18 protein-coding genes and 1 tRNA gene are annotated in these 22,246 nt (G+C 74.2%); 7 read left to right on the top strand and 12 right to left on the bottom strand.

What is annotated here, in order from left to right:
• Window positions 1-28 precede the first annotated feature (28 nt).
• From lpdA to AB0K51_RS07510, 6 genes are all read right to left on the bottom strand, one after another.
• Window positions 29-1,435 (bottom strand): dihydrolipoyl dehydrogenase, encoded by a 1,407-nt coding sequence (gene lpdA / locus AB0K51_RS07535; RefSeq protein ID WP_363451596.1) that lies wholly within the window; start codon window positions 1,433-1,435, stop codon window positions 29-31.
• A gap of 52 nt (window positions 1,436-1,487) precedes the next feature.
• Window positions 1,488-1,751, bottom strand: coding sequence for a dsRBD fold-containing protein (locus tag AB0K51_RS07530; protein ID WP_363451594.1), 264 nt, complete (start codon window positions 1,749-1,751; stop codon window positions 1,488-1,490).
• Between the two features lie 77 nt (window positions 1,752-1,828).
• On the bottom strand, window positions 1,829-3,154 hold the full coding sequence (locus AB0K51_RS07525; protein ID WP_363451592.1) for a M1 family metallopeptidase: 1,326 nt from the start codon (window positions 3,152-3,154) through the stop codon (window positions 1,829-1,831).
• Window positions 3,155-3,191: 37 nt separating this feature from the next.
• Complete coding sequence (locus AB0K51_RS07520) at window positions 3,192-7,004, bottom strand: Pls/PosA family non-ribosomal peptide synthetase (RefSeq protein ID WP_363451590.1); 3,813 nt, start codon at window positions 7,002-7,004, stop codon at window positions 3,192-3,194.
• Window positions 7,005-7,156: 152 nt separating this feature from the next.
• Window positions 7,157-9,118 (bottom strand): APC family permease, encoded by a 1,962-nt coding sequence (locus AB0K51_RS07515; protein ID WP_363451749.1) that lies wholly within the window; start codon window positions 9,116-9,118, stop codon window positions 7,157-7,159.
• 230 nt (window positions 9,119-9,348) lie between these two features.
• A complete protein-coding gene (locus AB0K51_RS07510) occupies window positions 9,349-9,909 on the bottom strand; it encodes a YetF domain-containing protein (RefSeq protein WP_363451588.1) in 561 nt (186 codons plus the stop codon).
• Between the two features lie 160 nt (window positions 9,910-10,069).
• Here AB0K51_RS07510 and AB0K51_RS07505 point away from each other — a divergent pair, with 160 nt between their 5' ends.
• The 5 genes from AB0K51_RS07505 to AB0K51_RS07485 all read left to right on the top strand — a co-directional run bounded on the left by AB0K51_RS07505 (window position 10,070) and on the right by AB0K51_RS07485 (window position 15,517).
• Window positions 10,070-10,660: a class I SAM-dependent methyltransferase gene (locus AB0K51_RS07505; RefSeq protein ID WP_363451586.1), complete on the top strand. Its 591-nt coding sequence runs from the start codon at window positions 10,070-10,072 to the stop codon at window positions 10,658-10,660.
• Window positions 10,661-10,806: 146 nt separating this feature from the next.
• On the top strand, window positions 10,807-13,044 hold the full coding sequence (locus AB0K51_RS07500; protein ID WP_363451584.1) for a PP2C family protein-serine/threonine phosphatase: 2,238 nt from the start codon (window positions 10,807-10,809) through the stop codon (window positions 13,042-13,044).
• 112 nt (window positions 13,045-13,156) lie between these two features.
• Window positions 13,157-13,936: a VOC family protein gene (locus AB0K51_RS07495; RefSeq protein ID WP_363451582.1), complete on the top strand. Its 780-nt coding sequence runs from the start codon at window positions 13,157-13,159 to the stop codon at window positions 13,934-13,936.
• Between the two features lie 261 nt (window positions 13,937-14,197).
• A complete protein-coding gene (locus tag AB0K51_RS07490) occupies window positions 14,198-14,773 on the top strand; it encodes a MarR family winged helix-turn-helix transcriptional regulator (protein WP_363451580.1) in 576 nt (191 codons plus the stop codon).
• 156 nt (window positions 14,774-14,929) lie between these two features.
• Window positions 14,930-15,517 (top strand): protoglobin domain-containing protein, encoded by a 588-nt coding sequence (locus AB0K51_RS07485; protein ID WP_363451578.1) that lies wholly within the window; start codon window positions 14,930-14,932, stop codon window positions 15,515-15,517.
• A gap of 198 nt (window positions 15,518-15,715) precedes the next feature.
• Here the strand turns inward: AB0K51_RS07485 and AB0K51_RS07480 are convergent, their stop codons facing one another.
• Window positions 15,716-16,618, bottom strand: a complete 903-nt coding sequence (locus tag AB0K51_RS07480; RefSeq protein WP_363451576.1) for a M56 family metallopeptidase — start codon at window positions 16,616-16,618, stop codon at window positions 15,716-15,718.
• The gene (locus AB0K51_RS07475) at window positions 16,615-16,992 is read right to left on the bottom strand and encodes a BlaI/MecI/CopY family transcriptional regulator (protein WP_363451574.1); all 378 of its coding nucleotides are present in this window, start codon (window positions 16,990-16,992) and stop codon (window positions 16,615-16,617) included. The genes AB0K51_RS07480 and AB0K51_RS07475 overlap by 4 nt, the downstream gene beginning before the upstream one ends.
• Window positions 16,993-17,146: 154 nt before the next feature.
• Between AB0K51_RS07475 and AB0K51_RS07470 the strand changes: the two genes are divergently transcribed.
• A complete protein-coding gene (locus AB0K51_RS07470) occupies window positions 17,147-18,169 on the top strand; it encodes an NlpC/P60 family protein (protein ID WP_363451572.1) in 1,023 nt (340 codons plus the stop codon).
• A gap of 82 nt (window positions 18,170-18,251) precedes the next feature.
• Complete coding sequence (locus AB0K51_RS07465; RefSeq protein ID WP_363451570.1) at window positions 18,252-19,475, top strand: aminotransferase class V-fold PLP-dependent enzyme; 1,224 nt, start codon at window positions 18,252-18,254, stop codon at window positions 19,473-19,475.
• A gap of 24 nt (window positions 19,476-19,499) precedes the next feature.
• Here the strand turns inward: AB0K51_RS07465 and AB0K51_RS07460 are convergent, their stop codons facing one another.
• From AB0K51_RS07460 to AB0K51_RS07445, 4 genes are all read right to left on the bottom strand, one after another.
• Window positions 19,500-19,904: a DUF3224 domain-containing protein gene (locus tag AB0K51_RS07460; RefSeq protein WP_363451568.1), complete on the bottom strand. Its 405-nt coding sequence runs from the start codon at window positions 19,902-19,904 to the stop codon at window positions 19,500-19,502.
• 48 nt (window positions 19,905-19,952) lie between these two features.
• Entirely contained in the window at window positions 19,953-20,660 is a 708-nt protein-coding gene (gene lepB / locus AB0K51_RS07455; RefSeq protein ID WP_363451566.1) for a signal peptidase I, read from the bottom strand.
• A gap of 320 nt (window positions 20,661-20,980) precedes the next feature.
• Complete coding sequence (locus AB0K51_RS07450; RefSeq protein ID WP_363451564.1) at window positions 20,981-21,847, bottom strand: carbohydrate-binding protein; 867 nt, start codon at window positions 21,845-21,847, stop codon at window positions 20,981-20,983.
• Between the two features lie 199 nt (window positions 21,848-22,046).
• Window positions 22,047-22,120, bottom strand: a tRNA-Gln gene (locus tag AB0K51_RS07445).
• Window positions 22,121-22,246 lie beyond the last annotated feature (126 nt).

The raw sequence follows: 22,246 nt of genomic DNA, 5'->3' as shown, positions 1-22,246 counted from the left end.
GCGGCCCCGGCTCACCCGGACGGGGGCATCACATGTTGATCATGTGCCCGGCGAGGCCGTGGATCGCTTCCTTGACCGCCTCGCCCAGGGTCGGGTGGGCGTGCACGTTGCGGCCGACCTCGTGCACGGTGAGGTCCCATTGCTGAGCCAGCGTCAGCTCGGGCAGCAGCTCGGTCACCTCGGGGCCGATCAGGTGCGCGCCGAGCAACTCGCCGTGGGTCTCGTCGCAGATCACCTTGACGAAGCCGGCGGTGTGGCCGAGGCCGTGCGCCTTGCCGTTGGCGGTGAACGGGAACTTGGCGACCTTGACCGCGTACCCGAGGTCCCGGGCCTGCGCCTCGGTGTAGCCGAAGCTGGCGATCTGCGGCTGGCAGTAGGTGGCGCGCGGGACCATGACGAAGTCGATCTCCATGGTCTCGGCCTTGCCGATGGTCTCGGCGGCGATCACCGCCATCGCCTCGGCGGCGTGCGCCAGCATCAGCTTGGCGGTGACGTCGCCGATCGCGAAGATGTGCTCGACGTTGGTGCGGCCGCGGCCGTCGACCGCGATGGCACCGCGCTCGGTGAGCTTCACACCGGTGGTCTCCAGGCCGTAGCCGTGGACCCGGGGGACGAAGCCGATCGCCTGGAGCACCTTGTCGGCCTCCAGCACCTCCTGCTTGCCGTCGCGGGTGACGGTGACCCGGACCGGCTTGTTCGGGTCGGAGTCGTCGATCGCGTCGACCCGGGTGGAGGTGAGCACCTGGATGCCCAGCTTCCGGTACTGCTTGGCGAGTTCGGCCGAGACCTCGGCGTCCTCCAGCGGCACCATCCGGTCCAGGAACTCGACGATGGTGACCTGCACGCCGTAGTTGTGCAGCACGTACGCGAACTCGACGCCGATCGCGCCGGCGCCCGCGATGATGATCGACCCGGGGAGCTGCTCGGTGAGGATCTGCTCCTCGTAGGTGACCACCCGGTCGCTGAGCCCGGTGCCGGGCAGCAGCCGGGTGGTGGCGCCGGCGGCGATGATGCAGTGGTCGAAGGTGACCATCTCGTAGCCGCCGGCGGTGAGCGCGACCTGCAGGGTGTGGTCGTCGACGAAGGTGCCCCGGCCGTCGTACTCGGTGATGCCGTTCTTCTTCATCAGGTAGTGCACGCCCTTGACCCGGCCGTCGGCGACGGTGCGGCTGCGGGAGAACGCCTTGCCGTAGTCGAAGCTGACGCTGCCGTCGACCTTCAGGCCGTAGACGTCGGCCTCCTTGAGGACGGTGTGGGCCAGCTCGGCGTTGCGCAGCAGCGCCTTCGAGGGGATGCAGCCGACGTTGAGGCAGACGCCGCCCCAGTACTTGGCCTCGATGACGGCGGTGCGCAGGCCGAGCTGGGCGGAGCGGACGGCGGCGGTGTAGCCGCCGGGGCCGGCGCCCAGGACGACCACGTCGTAGTGCGTGCTCATGTTCCCCGATCCTTCGGTGAGGGTGGACGGCGATGGCCTCGCGGCCATGGGGTCAGTACATCAGGTACCCGACCCGGTGACTCTCCCGGTCCACCTCCCCCGCCGCCTGGTCGCGCAGTTGCTCGGCGAGGGCGCCCAGCGCGCGGGCGGCGGCGAGCTCCTCGCCGATCCGCGACACCGGCCGGTCCTGGGTGCTGCGTTCGGCCTGCCCGTGTCCGGCGAGTCCCGGCGCGCCCTGGCCGATCAGGCTGGCCTGGCAGCTGGTGTGCGTGCCGTCCTCGTCGAAGCTGAGCCGGACGTCCCACTGCTTGTGCATGGTGCACCTCCCGGTGTGTGCGGCCCCCGTCCCAGCCTGGAGCGGCGGGGGCGGGGGCGGCAAACGGGAGCGGCGGGTCAGATGCCGGGCAGCGGCGGCAGCAGGCCGTGGTTCAGCCAGGCGTCGAAGAGCGGGCCGAGCGGGCGGTCGGTGTAGCGGGCCGCGTGCGCGGTGAAGTCGGCGGTGGTGACGGTGGCGTGGCGGTAGGCGGTGGCCCAGTCGCGCAGCAGCCGGAAGAACGCGGCCTCGCCGAGGGCGACCCGCAGCGCGTGCACCACCAGGCCGCCGCGCTCGTACACCCGGTCGTCGAACATGTGCCGCTTGCCGGGGTCGCCGATCCGCAGGTCCTGCGGCAGGTTGCGCAGTTGCAGGTGGGCGTCGGCGGCCTTGTGCTGCGCGGCGGGGCCGCCGGTGTGCTCGGACCACAGCCACTCCGCGTACTTGGCCAGGCCCTCGTTCAGCCAGATGTGCCGCCAGTCCGCGATGGTGACGCTGTTTCCGAACCACTGGTGGGCGAGTTCGTGGGCGACCAGCCGCTCCCAGCCGCGGCCGCCGTCGACGTGGTTGCGGCCGAAGGTGGCCATGCCCTGCGCCTCGACCGGGACGTCCAGCTCCTCGTCGACCACGGCCACCGTGTACTCGCCGAACGGGTACGGGCCGAACAGCTCCTCGAACAGCCGCATCATCTGCGGCTGCCGGGCGAAGTCGTGCTCGAAGTTCGCCACCAGCGGCTGCGGCACCCAGCCGGTCTGCGCCACCACGCCGGGCCCCGGCTCGGCGAGCCGGACCTCGCGCAGCTGGGCGACGGCCAGGCCGACCAGGTAGCTGGCGGTCGGCGCGGGCTGCTCGTACACCCAGGTGGTGGCGGAGGAGCGGGTGGTGCGGCTGAGCAGCCGCCCGCCGGTGATCACGCTGTACGGGGACGCGGTGGTGACGGTCAGCTGGTAGGCGGCCTTGTCGGCGGGGCGGTCGTTGCAGGGGAACCAGGACGGCGCGCCGGTCGGCTGGGAGGCGGCCAGCGCGCCGTCCTCCAGCTCCTCGAAGCCGATCCCGCCCCAGGGGCTGCGCACCGGCCGGGGGTTGCCGGACCAGTGCACCTCGCAGGTGAACAGCGCCCCGGCGGCGGGCGCCTTGGCGGGCTTGATCCGCAGCTTGCCGGCGCGGTGCGCGTAGTGGGCGGCGCGGCCGTCCACCAGCACCTTGCCGATCTTGAAGTCGGCGAGGTCGAGGGCGAACTCGCGCAGCGCGGCGCCGCCGGCTATCGCGTTGATCCGGGCGGCGCCGGCCAGCCGGTTCGGGCCGGGCCGGTAGTCCAGGGCGAGCTCGTAGCGGTGCGCGCGGTAGCGCGGGTCACCGCTGGCCGGGAAGTACGGGTCGGCGGCGGTGTCGTGCTTGGGGCTCACCGGTGGCATCTCTCCGGACACGGGGTTGGTCAACGGGTTACTGCCAGGCTTCGATCGGGTTGCCCAGCCAACGGCTGTCGGCGGGCACCGTCTCGGCGCGCATCACCAGCGAGGCCGGCCCGAGGGTGGAGCGCTCGCCGACGGTGCTTCCGGGCAGCACGATCCCGCCCGGGCCGAGGGTGGCGCCCGCGCGGAGCTCCACAGTATCGAGTCGCATGATCCGGTCGTGGAAGAGGTGGGTCTGCAGCACGCAGCCGCGGTTGACGCTGACCCCGTCGCCCAGGGTGACCAGGTCCGCCTCGGGCAGCCAGTAGCTCTCGCACCACACGCCGCGGCCGATCCGGGCGCCGATCGAGCGCAGCCACAGGTTCATCACCGGGGTGCCCGCGGCGCGGCCGATCAGCCACGGCACGGCCAGCACCTCGGTGAAGGTGTCGGCCAGCTCGTTGCGCCACACGAAGCTGCTCCACAGCGGGTGCTCGACGGCCCGGAACCTGCCCACCAGCAGCCACTTCGCGGCCGCAGAGACCAGGCAGGCGGCGAGTCCGGCGCCCAGCACCACCAGGCCGGACAGCCACGGGGCGTCCAGCGCGCAGAGCGCGGCGGTGCTGAGCACGGCGAGCGCCGCGGAGGCCAGCACCGGCACGATGCGGCCCAGCTCGGTCAGGCCGCGGGCCCACAGCAGCCGGGTCGGCGGGTCGTAGGTCAGCGACAGGTCGGCGGTGTCGGCGGCCCGCGGCAGCTTCACCGGCGGCATGCCCAGGTAGGAGCTGCCGCGCTTGGCCTTCTTCGGCGTCGCGGAGAGCACGCCGACCAGGCCGCGGTCCGGCACCGCCCGGCCGGGCGCGGTCATGCCCGAGTTGCCGAGGAACGCCCGCTTGCCGATCTCCGCCCGGCCGATCCGCAGCCAGCCGCCGCCCAGCTCGTACGGGGCGATCAGGGTGTCGTCGGCGAGGAACGCGCCGTCGCCGACCTTGGTCAGGCTGGGCAGCGCCAGCACGGTCGAGGCCTCGACGCCCTTGCCGATCCGCATGCCGAGCAGTCGCAGCCACACCGGGGTGATCAGTCCGGCGTACAGCGGGAAGAGCGTGTCGCGGGCCAGGTCCATCAGCTGGCTGACCGTCCAGGCCTGCCAGCCGACCCGGCCGTGCAGCGGGTGGTAGCCGGTGCGCAGCCCGCGCGACAGCACGCGCACCCCGGCCAGCACCAGCGCCGCGTAGGTCAGGCCGTACGACAGGGTGGCGGGCACCAGGGCGATCAGCGCGCCGCGCAGCGCGGCTGACAGGCCGTCACCCGGGTGCACGAACTGACCGGCGATCAGCAGGCCCGGCAGGGCGGCGAGCAGCGGCAGTGCGGAGAGCCCGAAGCCGGTCAGGCCGTAGACGGCGGACCAGGTGCGGGTGTGCGGCGGGCGCTGCTTGGGCCAGCCGCGCTCGGCCTTGCCGGTCTTCGCGGCGGGCGCGCCGGCCCAGCGCTGGCCGGTCGGGACGGCGCCGGTGACGCCGGAGCCGGGGGCGATCTCGGCGCGCTTGCCGATCTTGGCGCCGGGCAGCAGCGTGGAGCGGGTGCCGACCACCGCGCCCGCGCCGAGCCGCAGCGCGCCGATCTCCAGCCGGTCGCCGTCCAGCCAGTAGCCGGACAGGTCGACCTCGTTCTCGATCGCGCAGCCCTTGCCGAGCCGCAGCAGGCCGGTGACCGGCGGCAGCGCGTGCAGGTCGACGTCGGGGGCGACCCGGCAACCGAGCGCGCGGGCGTAGCGGTTCAGCCAGGAGCCGGAGAGCTCGGTCGCGCCGGACGCCTCGGCGAGCCGTTCGGCGGCCCACAGCCGCAGGTGGACGCTGCCGCCGCGCGGGTAGCGGCCGGGGCCGACGCCGCGCAGCAGCAGCCGGGCGCCGCCCGCCGCGATGGCGAGGCGGCCGGGCGCCGAGTACAGCAGCACCGCGCCGACCGCGATCAGCCACCAGGGCGCGGTGGGCGCCCACGGGTAGTCGCCGATCAGGTGGAGCACGGTGCCCAGGGTCACCAGCGCCAGGCTCCAGCGCAGTCCGGTCAGCGCGGCCAGCGGCAGCATGGTCAGCACCTGCACCAGCTGCGCGGTCCACGGGGTCGGCTCGACGGTGCGGTTGGTGCCGTCGGCCTGCGCGGAGTTCTCCAGCAGCCGGGCCAGCTTGCGCAGCGTGGACTGCTGGTAGATGTCGAGCACCGAGACGGCCGGGTAGCGGCCGCGCAGCAGGGTGGTGAGCTGGGCGGCGGCCAGCGAGCCGCCGCCGATCGCGAAGAAGTCGTCGTCGGCGGTGCGCACCTGGGTGCCGAGGATCTCGGCCCACTGCTCGGCCAGCCACGCCTCGGTGCCGTACAGGTCCTGCGCGGGCCCGGACTGTTCGAGTTCGGGCAGCGGCCAGGGCAGCGCGTTGCGGTCGACCTTGCCGGAGGTGCGGGTCGGCAGGTGGTCGACGGTGGCCAGCAGCGGCACCAGGGCGGCGGGCAGCTCGGCGCGCAGCCGGGTCACCGCGGCGTCCCGGTCGAAGCCGTCCTGCACCACCAGGTAGCCGACCAGCAGCTGGTTGCCGCTGCGCGCGGTGCGCACCGCGGCGGCCGCGCCGGAGACGGCGGGCAGCGCCTGCAGGGCGGCGTCGACCTCGCCGAGTTCGATCCGGCGGCCGCCGAGCTTGATCTGCTCGTCGGCGCGGCCGAGGAAGACCAGGCCCTCGGCGTCGGCGCGCACCAGGTCGCCGCTGCGGTAGGCGCGCTCCCAGCCCAGCGAGGGCAGCGGCGCGTACTTCTCGGCGTCCTTCTCGGGGTCGAGGTAGCGGGCCAGGCCGACGCCGCCGATCACCAGCTGGCCGCTGGCGCCCATCGGTACGGGTTCGCCGGCCTCGTCGACGACGGCGAGCTCCCAGCCGTCCAGCGGCAGGCCGATCCGGATCGGGGCCTGACCGGTCATCAGCGCGCCGCAGGCGACCACGGTGGCCTCGGTCGGGCCGTAGGTGTTCCACACCTCGCGGCCCTCGGTGACCAGCCGCTCGGCGAGTTCGGGCGGGCAGGCCTCGCCGCCGAAGATCAGCAGCCGGACCTCGATCAGCGCCTCGGCGGGCCACAGCGCGGCCAGCGTCGGCACGGTGGAGATCACGGTGATCTCCTGCTCGGCCAGCCACGGCCCGAGGTCGGCGCCGCTGCGCACCTGGGAGCGCGGCACCGGCACCAGGCAGGCGCCGTGCCGCCAGGCCAGCCACATCTCCTCGCAGGAGGCGTCGAAGGCGACCGACAGGCCGGCCATCACGCGGTCGCCGGGCCCGATCGGCTCGTCCTGGAGGAACATCGCCGCCTCGGCGTCCACGAAGGCGGCGGCACTGCGGTGGCTGACGGCGACGCCCTTGGGCTTGCCGGTCGAGCCGGAGGTGAAGATGATCCAGGCGTCGTGCTCGGGGGTGGGGCGCTGCGCCTCGTTCCCGGACGGCTTGAGCCGGTCCAGCCGGTACTCGGCGCCGATCACCGCGTTGACGTCGGCCTCGCCGAAGACCAGCTCGGCGCGCTCGTCCGGGTCCTCGAAGTCGACCGGCACGTACGCGGCGCCCGCGGCGAGGGTGGCCAGGATCGCGACGTACAGCTCGTTGCTGCCGGACGGGACCCGGATGCCGACCCGGTCGCCGAGGCCGACACCGGCCCGCGCCAGGTGGCGGCGGACCCGCTCGACCTCGGCGGCCAGCTCGCCGTAACTCAGCGTGACGTGGCCGTCGTCGAGGGCGGGCTCGTGCGGATGGGCTGCCGCGGTGGCGGCCAGGACGTCGACCAGGGTGCGCGGATCGGCCGCCGGGCGGGCACGGTAGAGCGCGGTGTCGGAAGCGGTCATCAGAGCCACACGGTCCTCGTCCTGGGTTCCCCGGCGGTGCACCGAAGGCGTCGAAAAGCAAGACAACCTGGGCAAGTCTACCGGTGTCCCGTTCGAATCCCGGGAACGGGGCCGCCTGACGGGGTGTCAGGCGGCCGTCTACGCAGGCCCGGCTACCGGGTGCGGGTGGGCTCTCCGCGGCGCACCGCGCCCGGCGCACGGCGGGCCGGGCGGTCCGCCCGGGGGGCGGAGGTGAGCTGCCAGGGGACGCTGATCACCATCACGCCGGGGGTGAACAGCAGTCGGCTCTTCAGCCACAGCGCGGACTGATTGTGCAGCAGGTTCTCCCACCAGTGGCCGACCACGTACTCGGGGATGAACACCGCGACGGCGTCGCCCGGGTGACCGGCCCTCAGCTCGCGGACGTACGCCACCACCGGCTTGGTGATCTCGCGGAACGGCGAGTCCAGCACCTTCAGCGGCACGCCGATCCCGCCGGCCGCCCACTGGCCGCGCAGGTCCTCGGTGGCGTCCGGCTCGACGGCGACGGTGACCGCCTCCAGGGTGTCGGGGCGGAACGCCTCCGCGTAGCCGAGCGCGCGCAGGGTCGGCCTGTGCAGCTTCGAGACCAGCACCACGGCGTGCACCCGCTCCGGCCGGGAGGCGTCGGCGGCGGGGTCCTCGACGGCGAGCTCGGCGGCGACCGCGTCGTAGTGCCGGCGCACCGCCCGCATGGCCAGCCACAGCAGCAGGGCGGCGACCACCGCCAGCCAGGCGCCCTGGGTGAACTTGGTGATCAGGACGATCACCAGCACCAGCGCGGTGGTGACGGCGCCGAGCCCGTTGATGATCCGGGAGCGCTGGGCGGCGCCGCGCACCGCGGGGTCGCTCTCGGTGGCCAGGGCGCGGTTCCAGTGCCGGACCATGCCGATCTGGGACAGCGTGAAGGAGGTGAAGACGCCCAGGATGTACAGGTGGATCAGGCTGGTGACGTCGGCCTGGTAGAACCAGAGCAGTCCGCCGGCCACCAGGGCGAGCGCGATGATGCCGTTGGAGAAGGCCAGCCGGTCGCCGCGGGTGTGCATCTGCCGGGGCAGGTAGCGGTGCTGCGCGAGGATCGAGGCGAGCAGCGGGAAGCCGTTGAACGCGGTGTTCGCGGCCAGGATCAGTACCAGCGCGGTGACCGCCTGGATGAAGTAGAAGAGCACCGTGTCGGAGCCGCCGAAGACGGACGCGGCGAGCTGCGCGATCACGGTCTGCTGGGTGTAGGCGTGGCAGTCCCCGGCCAGGCCGGTGAGCCGGCAGGCGTCCTCGACGTAGTGGACGTGCGAGGTGAGCGCGAGCACGGTGACGCCGGCGAACATCACCACCGCGACGACGCCCATCACCGCCATGGTGGAGGCGGCGTTGCGGGACTTCGGGGCGCGGAAGGCGGGCACGCCGTTGGAGATCGCCTCGACGCCGGTCAGCGCGGTGCAGCCGGAGGCGAAGGCCCGCAGGCCCAGCATCAGCAGGCCCAGGCCCTGCAGCGCGTCCTTGCCGTCCACCGCCTGGATGCCCAGGCCCGCGGTCGCGGCCTGCGGGCCGTCGCCGAACGCCAGCCGGACCAGGCCGGTCACCACCATCAGCAGGATGCCGCCGATGAACAGGTACGTCGGCGCGGCGAACGCCCGCCCGGACTCCCGCACCCCGCGCAGGTTCACCGCGGTCAGCAGCACCACGAAGCCGATCGCCAGCGCGACCCGGTGGTCGGCGAGGCCGTTGAAGGCGGAGATGATGTTGTCCACGCCCGAGGCGACCGACACCGCCACCGTCATCACGTAGTCGACCAGCAGCGAAGCGGCCACCACCAGGCCCGCGTTGGCCCCGAGGTTCTTCGACACCACCTCGTACGAGCCGCCGCCGGACGGGTAGGCGTGCACCACCTGCCGGTAGGACATCACCACCACGGCCATCAGGCCGACCACCGCGAGGCCGATCCACGGCGTCAGGTACAGGAACGCGGTGCCGCCCACGGTGAGGACGAGCAGGATCTCGCCGGTCGCGTACGCGACGGAGGACAGCGGGTCGGAGGCGAAGATCGGCAGCGCGAGGCGCTTGGGCAGCAGCGTCTCGCCGAGCTCCTCGCTGCGCATCGCCCGGCCGATCACGAGGCGCTTGAGCGCCTGGGGGTCGTTGAACACAAGAGGGGAGCGTATTGGCCGCCACCGTGAAGACAATCCGACTGTCCAACTATGGCGAGGGCATCATTTCCGCAGGCCAGAGGCACTGTCGATGATCGAATCGAAGGCGTTTTCGGCTTCAGGGCCACCGTTAAGGATCCGTCAATATCGCCCGACCCGAGGCGGATAACGGGACGAAACGGTCAGCGGGCAGTGGGCAGCCGGGCCTCGATCGCCGCCAGCGCCGCCCGGATCGCCGCCACGTCGTCCTTGTCGGCCACCTGGTCACCGTCCTTCAGCTCGACCAGCAGCGTCCCGCCCGGCTCCAGCACGATCAGCGCGGTCTCCTCCACCGCGTCACCGCCCTGATGCCGGATCGCCACGTCCAGGTCCGCCTTCCGGACGCCCTGCTTGGCGATCACCTTCCGGTCGTACACCCCGTTGCGCGCCAGCACCGTCGGCGTCCCGTCCAGCAGCCGGTTGAACCAGTCCCACCGGACCGCCTGCCGCACCAGCAGCCAGTCCGTGAGCAGCAGCACGACCGCGCCGAACAGCCCGCCGCTGACCGAGTTGTCGGGGCCGATCACCGCGTTCTGCACCACGTTCGACAGCAGCAGCATCACCACCAGGTCGAAGCTGTTCAGCTGCGCCAGCCCGCGCTTGCCGATCACGCGCAGCAGCACCAGCAGCGCGACGTACACCATCACGGTGCGCAGGGCCTTCTCCCCGTACGAGATCCCCGCGACGAACATGTCCTGCCACATGCCCGCCACCGTAGGCACCGGTGTGATCAACCGTCCGATCCCACGCCCGCACTCCCCCGGACGGCCCAAGCCGTCGGGCGGTGTCCACCCTGCGGAATTCCGGGCCGGGGCGGCGGGCGGTCACTACCGTGTCGGCCACTCGCCGACCGGAAGGACCGTCGTGACCGACACCCGCCCGCTCACCCCGGACAGCCACCCCGCCGTGCTCGCCGCGATCACCGCGTCCTGCACCGCGCTGGGCTTCGAGATGTCCTGCGACCTGACCACCGGTCAGCTGCTGCGCAGCCTCGCCGCCGCCCGCCCCGGCGGCCGCATCCTGGAGCTCGGGACCGGCGCGGGCGTCGGCGCCGCGTGGCTGCTCAGCGGGATGACCCCCGACGCCACCCTGCTGACCGTCGAGCAGGACCCCGCACTGGTCGCCGTCGCCACCTCGCACCTCGGCGCCGACCCGCGCATCGAACTCGTCCAGGACGACGGCGCCGCCCTGCTCGACCGCCTCGCGGGCCGTCGGTTCGACCTGATCTTCGCCGACACCTGGCCCGGCAAGTTCACCCACCTCGAGCAGGCCCTGGCCCTACTGGCCCCCGGCGCGACCTACCTGGTCGACGACCTCCTCCCCCAGCCCGCCTGGCCCGCCGACCACGCCCCCAAGGCCGCCGCCCTCACCACCCACCTCCTCGCCCACCCCGACCTGCACGCGACGTACCTCGACTGCTCGACCGGCCTGCTGCTCGCCACCCGGAGGGCGTGAGCACACCCGCCGCCGGGCCGAGAACGTCCAGGCTGGCGCAAACCAGGACATAAGCAATAAATAGTACGAATGTGACCTTCTTCCCTTCTGGCCCTCCCGGGTCTCTGAAACCCTGGCTTTCACGAGACCTGCCGAAGGAGGCCCAGGTGACCGGCACCCCGCGGCGCGCCGTGCGCTTCCTGCTCGCGGCCGCCGCCTCGCTCTGTGTGCTGCTGCCGCTGATGCACGGAGCGATGACGGCCGGAGCGGCGGCGGAGTTCGGGATCGGCCGCCGGGACGCGGTGGCCGCCCAGCTGGCGGTGGCGCTGGCGATGCTGACGGCGCTGCTGGGAGCCGGCCGCGCGGTGGACCGCTGGGGGTGGCCGCGGGTGCTGCGCTGGTGCCTGGGCCTGGTCGCGGCGGGCGGCGCGCTGACCGCGGCGGCCGGACACACCTGGATGTACCTGGCCGGGCGGGCCCTGGAGGACGGGGCCTCGGCCGGGGTGCTGCTCGCGGCGCTGGCGTCGATCCCGGTGCTGAACCTGCCGGGCCGGATCACCGGCGTGGTGGGCGGCGCGGTGGCAGCCGTCGCGGCGGTGTTCGTCCTGGGCGTGAACCTCGCCGTACGGGTGGACGCCGCGGCGGGCTGGCGGCTGGGCGAGGCGGTGATCCCGGCGGCGGCGCTGCTGCTGGCGGTGGCCTCGCTACGGCTGGTGCCCGCCCCCGCCGCCGTCCGGACGCCCCGGCCGCGCGGCACGGCGTTCGTCGGCCCGGGCCTCGCGGTGGCGGCGCTGCTGCTGGTCGCCGGGCTGGAGCTGGGCCCGCTGTGGGGCTGGCCGAACGCGTGGGTGGGCGCGCTGCTGGCCGGTACGGCGGCGCTGTTCGCGGGCGGCCGGGCCTGGGCGGTGCTGACGGACCGTCGGCCCGCGCCCACGGGGGTCCCGGCCCGCGCGGCGGGCGGCGCGGCGGCGGCGGGCCTGACGCTCGGGTTCACCCAGCTGGCGCTGACCGCGGCGGTTCCGGTGCTGCTGGCGGCGCGCGGGGTGTCGGTGCAGCAGATGACGCTGTCGATCTCGGGGTACGGCCTGGGCATGCTCGCGGCGGGCCTGATGGCCCGGCACTGGCGGCCGACGCCGCTGACCGGCGCCTCGCTGGGCCTGCCGCTGGCGGCGGTCGGGCTGGCAGCGCTGCACTTCCTGCCCGCCGAGCCGGGGCAGGCGGCGCTGGTGGCGGGCGCGGTGGCGGTGCTGGTCGGCTTCGGCATGGTGCTGGCGCAGATCCCGTACCTGGCGGGGTTCCTGGCCGCGCTGCCGGATCGCAACCGGGCGTCGGCGCTGGCGCTGTACCCGATGGCGATCCTGTTCGGCGGGGTGCTGGGGCAGGCCGTGCCGGGCAGTTCGGCACTGCTGACCGGCGACGGCAGCCCGGGCGGGCTCGACGAGGTGCTGTGGGTGGCGACGGCGGTGGTCGCGCTGGTCGCGATGCTGCTGGGCCGCCCGGTGGTGGCGGTGACGGTGGCGGCCGCGGCCGGACTGCAGCACGTCCTGCTGGAGGCGCTCGCTGGTGCGCGGGTGGCGGACCGCCCGGGGGCGTCGGTGGCGGCGCTCGCGGTGGGCGCGGCGATGGGCGTGGCGGCGTGGAGCCGCCGGCAGCAGTCGGAGCGCCTCGCCCGGGTGCGGGCGAGCGAGATCGCGCTGCAGGAGGCGGTGCTGCACCCGATCCCGGACCGCCTCGGCGAGCTGCGGCTGGTCGGGCACTACCAGCCGGCCACCGCGGGCACCGGCATCGGCGGCGACTTCATCGAGGCGCTGCGCACCCCGCACGGCACCCGGCTGCTGATCGGCGACGTCCGCGGCAAGGGCCTGCAGGCCGTCCAGACCGTCACCGACCTGCTCGGTTGCTTCCGCTCGCAGGCCCACGAGACCGCCGACCTCGGCGAACTGGCCGCCCGCCTGGACCGGCAGCTGACCCGGCTGGCCGCCGCCCGCCGCGACGACGAGCTGTTCGCCACCGCGCTGCTGCTCCAGCACCGCGACGGCGTCGACCAGGTCGAGGTGGTCAACTGCGGGCACCTCACCCCACTGCGGGTGGACGCCCGCGAGGTCCGCGACACCCCGGTGCCCGCGATGCTGCCGCTCGGCTTCGGCGCCCTGGGCGCCGGCCCGGCCCCCGTCCCCACCCCGCTGGCACTGCCGGACGGCTCGGCGCTGCTGCTGCACACCGACGGGCTCAGCGAGGCTCGCAACTCCTCCGGCGAGTTCTACCCGCTCGGCGAGCGGCTGGCCGCGCTGCGCGCCGCCGACCCGCGCGAGCTGGTCCGCGACCTGGCCGCGGACGTCCGGGACTGGACCCACCACCTCGCCGACGACATCGCGCTGATCGCGCTGACCCGGCTCCCCGCCTGAGCGACCGTCAGGACCCCCCTGGCAGGCGGTGCCCGAGTGGCGGATTCCGGGCGGCGACGCGAGGGTGGCAGGCGGGGGACGCAGGCGGGGGCCTCACCAGAAAGAGCGACAGATGCCCGAAGTCACCACTCCGTACGCGACCGGCATTCCGTGCTGGGTCGATCTGATGGCGAAGGACCAGCAGGCGGCGCTGGACTTCTACCGCGACCTGTTCGGCTGGCAGGGCCAGCCCGGACCGGCCGAGTTCGGCGGGTACGCGGTCTGCGAGCTGGACGGCAAGGCCGCGGCCGGCATCGGCCCGGCGATGGCGCCCGAAGGGATGCCCGAGCCGCCGACCGTGTGGACCACCTACCTCGCCACCACCGACGCGCAGGCCACCCAGGACGCGATCGTCGGCGCGGGCGGCACCCTGCTCGCCCCGGTGATGGACGTCGGCGCGCTCGGGCGGATGCTGATCGCCGCGGACCCGCAGGGCGCGGTGTTCGGCGTCTGGCAGCCGGGCGAGTTCTTCGGCGCGCAGGTGGTCAACGAGGCCGGCGCGGTGACCTGGAACGAGCTGCACACCACCGACGTCGAGGCCGCCACCGCCTTCTACGGCGAGGCGCTCGGCATCGAGGTGGTGCCGATGGAGGGCGCCGAGAAGTACTGGGAGATGCGGGTCGGCGGCCGGGCCGTGGCCGGGGCGATGACCCAGGACAACGACCCGCCCGGCACCCCGCCGCACTGGCTGACCTACTTCGCGGTGGACGACACCGACTCCATGGTGGACGCCCTGGTCCGCTCCGGCGGCTCGGTGCTGGCCCCGCCGTTCGACATGATGGCCGGCCGGATGACCGTGGTCGCCGACCCGCAGGGCGCGCCGTTCGCGATGATCAAGCCCACTCCGCTGTAGGCCCGCGCCGCACGACGTTCGACGTCTGACGCACGACGTAGGACGCATGACGCATGACGCACGACGTAGGACGCATGACGCATGACGCACGACGTAGGACGCATGACGCTGGGATTCGACCCGTTCGCCCGGACCGCTCGGGTGGGCGGGTCGCGTTCGGTTCCACGGGCGGGAGCGGCCACTAGACTGGGCGGCCCCCTGCCCCGGCCGGGTGGGGTGGGGCAGGGGGCCGCCGCGGTGGGCGGGCCGGAGGGGAGCGGTGTGGCGGAGCGCGGGTTGGACCGGCGGCTGATCGACGCGATCGAGCGGCTCGGGGACGCCGGGCGGGCGATGCTGCGGGACGCCGCGCGGCGTGAGGGCCTGTCGGTGACCCAGGCGCAGCTGCTGCTCCGCGTCACCACGCCGGGCGCGGGACCGCAGTCCACGGGGTCGTTCGCCCGCTGGCTGGAGGTGTCGGCGCCGACGGTGAGCGACGCGGCCGCGGCGCTGGTCCGCAAGGGCCTGCTGGAGTCGGTGCCCGATCCCGGCGACTCGCGGCGCGCGGCCTGGCTGCCGACCGCGCCGGGCCGGGATGTCGCGGAGCGCCTGCACCACTGGAGCGAGCCGCTGGCGGCCGGGCTCGGCACCGCCTCGGACGCCGAGCAGGCCGGCGCGCTGCGGGTACTGCTGGAGGCGATCGCCTCACTGCACCGCACCGGCCGGATCACCGTCGCCCGGACCTGCCTGACCTGCCGCTTCCACCGCACCGAGGCCGACGGCGACTGGTGCGACCTGCTGCACTCGCCACTGGCGCCCGAGGCGCTGCGGGTGGACTGCCCCGAGCACCAGGCGGGCTGACGGTCGGTCAATCCGCCTGCCCGGCCCGGGGGATGCTTGCGCGATCCGGCGCGGGCGGGCTAGCGTCGTGGCAGTTAGGACTCCTCATCGATTTTTCAGTGAGGAGTCCTAGCGATCGACCATTTCCCGTCGCTCCCACGAAAGCGAGGACCCGTCATGTCCGCTCCCACGATTCCCGGTTACCGCTACGACGACCCGGCGCAGCCCCAGTCGCCGGTCGGCGCCGAGGAGTTGGCGAAGCTCACCGCCTCGGTGCTGTTCACCGAGGACGACCGGGCGGCACTGCGACTGGCCGGGCAGGTGCTGGAGGACCAGGTCGAGCAGGTGCTGGACGTCTGGTACGGCTTCGTCGGCTCGCACCCGCACCTGGTGGCGTACTTCGCCACGCCCGAGGGCGAGCCGATCGGCGCATACCTGGCGGCGGTGCGACCGCGGTTCGGCCAGTGGATCCGGGACACCTGCGAACGCCCCTACGACGAGCGGTGGTTGGCCCAGCAGGAGGAGATCGGCCGCCGCCACACCGCAGCCGGGAAGAACCGCACCGACGGCGCACGCTCAGCAGCGGAGGTCCCCCTGCGCTACCTGATCGCCTTCATCTACCCGATCACCGCCACCATGCGACCGTTCCTGGCCGCGAAGGGACACCCCGCAGAGCAGGTGGAGGCCATGCACCAGGCCTGGTTCAAGGCAGTCACCCTCCAGGTCTCCCTGTGGACCCGCCCGCACGCAGGCACCGCCTGGTAACCGACACCCAGCCGCGGGCACGGCGGCCATGGACTACGGGAGAGCCGCCAACAATCCCCTCCGGGCCAGCGCCGCAGGCAAGCAGTCCCCCGCCAGGCCGACGCCGTAGGCCAGCACTCCCCCGCACAGGCTGCCGCCGTAACGAAGCAAACCCACCCTGGCCGGCGCCGCAGGCCAGGGAGTCCCGGGCGGGGTGGGTCAGGGGGTGCAGGTGAGGAGGAGGGGGAGGATCGGGGCGGTGGCGGTGGTGAGGGCGGCGGCGGTGCGGAGGGCGGGGTGGGGGGCGGGGGCGGGGGTGAGCAGGCGGCGGACTCGCACCAGTGCGTCGGGGCCGCCGGCGGCGAATGCGGTGTGCGGGACCTGGCCGTCGGCGACGCGGTACATCGCGGCGGCCAGCACGGTGCGCGGGTGGCGGCGCACCGCGCGGTCGTCGGCGGCCATCTCCAGGAGCAGCGCGGTCTCCCGGGCGCCGAGGCGGGCCAGCGGCAGGAACGGGAAGGCCTTGGCCAGCGCGTCGGCGGCGGTCCGGGCCAGGTGGTGCCGCCCGGCCACGTGGGCTCGCTCGTGGGCCAGCACCGCGGCGATCTGATCGGGCGTCAGCAGGTCGAGCGCGCCGCGGGTGAGCACGATCCGGGACCGCCGCCCGGGCAGGCAGTACGCGGCTGGGACGGCGTGCTCCAGCACCAGCGCGCCCAGTCCCGGTTCGCGGGCGGCCACCAGGTCGAGCACCTCGCGGTGGCGGCGACGGTGCCGGCGGGTGCGGCGCAGCAGCACCGCGAACCAGCCGAGCGGCCAGAGCGCCGCGGCGGCGGCCGGCAGCAGCCGCCAGGCCTCGGCGGGGCCGCCGGGCAGCAGTCCGGTGGGGTGGGCGACGCCGCAGGCGTGCAGCAGGCCGACCAGTCCGGCGTTCAGGTGGGCGCCGGGGACGGCGAGGTGATGGGCCGCCAGCACCAGCGCGGTGAGGAAGGAGAGGGCCAGGCCCTGCCAGAGCGCCACCGCCAGCCGCGGCGCCCGGTGCGTCCAGCCCGCCCGGGCGAGGGGCAGCGGGGCGAGCACGCCGACCACCAGTGCGTAGCCGAGCAGTGCCAGCGCCGCGATCACCGGTCGCCCTCGGGTTGCTCGCGGCCGACCGAGTCCATCGCGGCGCGCAGCGCGGCGAGTTCGTCGGGGGTGAGCTGTTCGACCAGGCGGGCCAGGGCGGCGGTCGGGTCGGGGCTCTCGCCGAGGACGTCGCGCATCAGGGCCGCGGTGTAGCTCTCGCGGGTCCAGGCGGGCCGGTAGCTCCAGGCCCGGCCGGACTTCTCGCGGCGCAGCAGGCCCTTGCGGTGCAGGATGTCGGCGACCGTCATCACCGTGGTGTAGGCGAGCGGGCGGGTCCGGTTGAGGTCGTCGACGATCTCCCGGACGGTGGCCGGGCGGTCCCAGGTCCACAGGCGGTCCATGATCTCCGCCTCGAGTTCGCCGAGTCTGCGCACCGCCGCTCCGCTCCGTTCCTGGCCCTCCGCCGCTGTTGGCCCGCTCATCGTAGTGGGTGGGGGGTGGCTTGCCGGGCCTTCTACTGAACTACTAAGTTGTCTCGTAGTGATCGCCCGGACGGCGGGTGCCCGACCCGAGGAGAGACCGCAGCCGATGGGAAACCACCGCAGGCCCCGGCCCGCCGGACGCGCCCGCCTCACCGTGCTCGGCGCGGCCGCCGGTGCCGCCGTCCTGCTGCCGGCGGCGAACGCCGGGGCCGAGCCCGCGCCAAGCCTCGACCAGGTCAAGGCCAAGGTGGACGGCCTCTACGAAGAGGCCGAGGCGGCCACCGAGCAGTACAACAAGGTCGAGGAGCGCTCCAAGCAGCTCCAGACCGAGGCCGCCCGGCTGCAGGAGCGCCTGGCCGGACAGCAGGACCGGATCCTCCGGCTGCAGGAGACCCTGGGCGCGTTGGCCGCCGAGCAGTACCGCAGCGGCGGCCTCGACCCGAGCGTCCAACTGGTGCTCAGCTCCTCCCCCGACGCGTACCTGGCGCAGGCCGGCCTGCAGCGGCTCGCCGACGGGCAGCAGGTCGAGGCGCTGCGCACCGCGAGGCGACTACAGCAGTCGATCGACCAGGAGCGCGCCGAGACCGCCGCCAAGCTCACCGAACTCGACCAGGCCCGCAGCCTGTTGAGCGCGAAGAAGACCGAGGTGCAGGCCAAGCTGAGCGAGGCCGGCCGGATCCTCGCCACCCTCAAGGCCGCCGACCGGGCCCGCGTCCTCGGCGACGGCTCCGCAACCGCGTCCCGCAGTTCGGCCCGGCCCCAGTCGTACACCGGACCGGCCACCGGGCAGGTCAAGGCGATCCTGGACTTCGCCTACGCCCAGCTCGGCAAGCCCTACGCGTGGGGCGCCGAGGGCCCGAACTCGTACGACTGCTCCGGTCTGACGCAGATGGCGTTCAAGGCCGGCGGGGTCAGTCTCCCCCGCGTCTCGCAGGACCAGTGGAACGCGGGCAAGCGCATCGCCAAGGCCGACATCCAGCCCGGCGACCTGCTCTTCTACTACTCGGACCTGCACCACGTCGGCATCTACATCGGCAACGGCAAGCTCCTGCACGCCCCGCGCACCGGCAAGAACGTCGAGATCGTCGACATGGACGTCATGCCGTACATGGGCGCCGTCCGGCCCTGACCCCGGCCGCGGGGATCGTCCGTGCAAGGATCTCCGCAGGTCGCCGGGCGGGTGTCGCCGTGGCGGGGAGCGGAGGAGTGTCGTGGGTGCCGCGGTCGCGCCGGAGGCGTTGGTTCTGCAGGACGGGCGGCCGGCGGTGGCCGGATGGTCGCTGGACCCCGCGGTGCGGCACCTGAACCACGGGTCGTTCGGGGCGGTGCCGGTGGCGGCGCAGCGGGAGCAGGCGCGGTGGCGGGAGAGCATGGAGGCCGCGCCGGTGCTGTGGTTCCCGGCGCTGCCGGGGCGGGTGGCGCAGGCGCGGGCCGCGGTGGCGGGGTTCCTGGGCGTGGGCGCCGGGAAGTTGGCGTTGGTGCCGAACGCGAGCGCGGGGGCGAGCGTCGTCTACCAGGGCCTGCCGGACCGGCCGGGCGGCGAGATCCTGGTCACCGACCACGGGTACGGTGCCGTCACGATGGGCGCGGAGCGGCTCGCGCGGCGCTGGGGCGGCGCGGTCCGGACGGTGCACGTCCCGCTGGCGGCGGGCCCGGAGGAGGCCGCGGCGGCGGTGCTGGACGGGGTGACGGACCGGACGGCGCTGATCGTGCTGGACCACATCACCTCCGCGACGGCGCGCTGGATGCCCGTGGGTGCCGTCGGCACGGCGGCCCGCGAGCGGGGCATCCCGCTGCTGGTGGACGGCGCGCACGTGCCCGGGCTGGCGGCGGACCCGCTGGCCGGTGTGGAGTGCGACGTCTGGGTGGGCAACCTGCACAAGTTCGGCTGTGCCCCGCGCGGCACCGCGGCGCTCGTCGCGCGTGGTGAACTCCGGGAGCAGCTCTACCCGTTGATCGACTCCTGGGGCGCCGAGCAGCCCTTCCCCGAGCGCTTCGACACCCAGGGCACGCTGGATCTGACGTCCTATCTGGCCGCCCCCGCCGCGCTGGACTTCGTCGCGCAGCAGTGGGGTTGGGCCGAGGCCCGCCGGTACATGACCGAACTCGCGGACTACGCGGAGGAGTTGATCGGTGCCGCGGTCTCGGAGGCGATCGGCGAGCCGGCCGGCGTCGAGGTCGGGATGCCGGCGAGCGCGCTGCGGCTGGTCCGCCTGCCGGCCGGCGTGGGCCGGGACACCGCCTCCGCGAACGGGCTGCGCGACCGGCTGGCCGCCGAGTTCGGCGTCGAGGCGGCGTTCACCAGCTTCGGCGGCGTGGGCTACTTCCGGCTCTCCACGCACGTCTACAACACCGCGGCGGACTACGAGTACTTCGCGGAGCGCTGCGTGCCGGTGCTGTGCGCGTGGGCCCGCGAGGCGCGACGCTCCGCCTGACGGAGCGTCACCACCCGTGGCGGGTCAGGCGAGTTCGTAGTCCAGCCAGATGCGGTGGGTGCCGTCCTCGTCGATCACGATGCCGCCGGTGCCGGTGATGCCCGCGAGCGCGGCGGTGCCGCTGCCGGGGACGATGACGAAGTACTCGCCGTCCCGGGAGGTGCCGAGCGTGGTGGCGGAGTGGGCGAAGTTGAACGCGCCCTCCGCGTCGTGGAGTCGGCCGGTGAAGGACTCCATGGCGAGGTAGGTGCCGACGCCCGCGGCGTGGTCGAAGGCGGCGGTGAAGAGGGTCGCCGCGCGTCCGGCGATCTCGCCCTCGAACTCCTTGCGCATGGTGGCCAGGCCGACCGCCACGGCGGTCTCGACGCCGCCGTCGGGCGTCTCGGCGGGGGTGAACTCGGCGACGGTGAAGGTTCCGGATGCTCGCATGGGCGGCATGGTAGACGCGACCGCCGACAGTGCGCGCCGGCGTACGGGTCAGGGCGTGTCGGCGGGCTGCGAACCGGCCTGCGGCACCGCCTGGTTGGCGACCGCGGGCCACCCGACGGGCGGGCGGCGGCGGGCGTTGCGGCGGACCAGCCAGGCGGCCAGGGCGAGGATCCCGGAGAGCGGGAGCAGCAGCACACCGAGCAGGGCCAGCAGGGCGCCGACGATCAGCGGGTTCGCCGAGGCGCCGTCGTCGCGGGCCTCGACTGCGGACAACGGGACGGTGCCCTGCGGGAGTTCGGTCCAGTAGCGGGAGTCCAGCGAGTCGCCGCGGTGGTCGCCGAGCAGGTACATCCGGCCCTCGGGGACGGTGACGTCGATGCAGCGGCCGTCGTTCACCGGCCGGCCCTGCAGGTACGGCTCGTCGACCGGCGTGCCGTTCAACTGGAGCGGCTGGCCGCCGCATTGGGTGAGGTGGTCGCCGCCGAGCGCGACCACCCGCTTGAAGTGCGCGGAGTCGTCGCCGTCCTGCGGGCCGGTCCGGGCCCGGAAGACCACCGCGTCGCCGCGGCGGACCTGCCCGGCGTCGATCCGGGACAGCACCACCCGCTGGCCCTTGTGGTACGCCGGGGCCATGTCGTTGCCGCCGACCGTGTAGGCCCGGACGTCGGCGCCGGAACGCGCGTACCAGGTGCCGACGCCGGCGATCAGTACGCCGAGGACCGCCGCGATCACCGCTGCCCGTCCCAGTCCGCTCATCCTTCGCATCGCGCCCCGCCCCCGCCGTCCGTCCCGTGATCGCCGCGCAGTCTAGTCAACGGCCGGAGCGGGCCGGCCGGCGGGAAGCCGGGCTCGGCGCGGGCCGCGAGCGGTCCTGCCGCGGGTGCGCCATGGCGGCCCGGGGCACCCCGCGTCCGGGGCGCGCCATGGCGCGGGCGGCGGCCCGGGGAGCTCGCCGGTTTCCCCTCCGCGGGAGCGGACCCGGGCCGCCGGTTCGTGGGGGTGGGCCGCCGCTGACCGCCCTCGCGCGTGGGGCGCGGGGTGGGGGTGCGGTCAGCGGCGGGACCGGGTGCGCCGGGTCAGCGGCGGGCCCACAGGGCGGGGACGTTCGGCGGCTCCCAGCCGGGGTAGGCGGTGTGCGCCTGGATGCAGGCGTAGCCGAGGCCGCCGTAGGTGACCAGGTCCCCGACCCGGTAGCTGGCGCCGACCTGCCAGGTGGTGGTGCCGCCGGAGGTGCTGGGGCTGGGACTGGGGCTGGGCGAGCCCTGGGTGGGGCTGCCGCTGGGGCTGGTGCTGGGCGCGGGCGTCCCGTTCACGTTGAGCACGAAGTCGAAGCCGGCCTCGCGCCCGTTGCCGACCTGGCGGACCGTCATCACCAGGTCCGGGTCGAAGATGGTGTCGGTGGAGTTGCGCGGCTCGTTCGGGAAGTACAGCTGCGTGGTGAGGATCGGCTGCCCGGGGGCCTGCACCTTGACGTGGATGTGCCGGGTGCGGCCGGGGTAGAGGCCGGGCACGACCGTGGTCAGGGTGAACGCGCCGTTGGTCGTGCTGAACTGGTGGCCGCGGAAGGTGTACCCGCTGTTGTCGTAGTTCCCGTTGGTGTCGGCCTGCCAGAAGTCCAGCAGCGCACCGGAGACCGGCAGGCAGTTGCGCCCGAAGACGTACCCGCTGACGGTCAGCGGGGTGCCCGCGGTGCCGGGGGTGACCAGGTTGGTGCGCAGCGGGGAGCCCGGCTTGAAGTAGGGGCCCTCGATCTGCTCCTCGGTGGGGGCGTCCCCGTCGTGGCAGTCGGGGGTGAGCGGCGCCGAGCCGCCCACGGCGTCGCGGGCCAGGGCGGTGCCGCCGCCGAGCAGCAGGGGCGCGGCACCGGCCAGCGCGGCCGCCTTGAGCAGGCTCTTGCGGCTGAACTGCCGCTCGCCGAGGGGTTGGTGGGGCGGAGTGGGCATGGCTCTCCGTTCGGGTGCCTCGATGGTCGCCGCCCGCCACGGGTTCATTGGTCGGGACATGACACCTTGAGTGATCGGGTGCGGGCGCGGCGGCGCTTGTGGGGGTGGCTCCGACGCTAGGCCCTGCCCGCACCGCCGTCGATGGACGCGAGCGGCGGGACGTGGTGCATTCCTCAGCCGCCGCGCGAGGGCGAGGCGGCGGCGTGGGCAGGATTCGAACCTGCGGCCACCCGGAAGTCAGAGCCGGGCGCTCCTCCGCAGAGCTTCCACGCCGCCGCGGTGATCCTGGTACGAGCCCGAGGGACCGTCAAACGGATTACCGGAGGCCGGGATTCGGGTCCGCCGGGCGCGGCCCGGGCCGGGGTTCGGAGCCATCCGCCGGGCGCGGCCCGGGCCGGG

It is taken from the genome of Kitasatospora sp. NPDC049285 (assembly GCF_040678815.1).
Taxonomy (GTDB): Bacteria; Actinomycetota; Actinomycetes; order Streptomycetales; family Streptomycetaceae; genus Kitasatospora.
The sequence above is the reverse complement of the archived record's forward strand: the minus strand, read 5'-3'. Positions and strand labels throughout refer to the sequence as shown.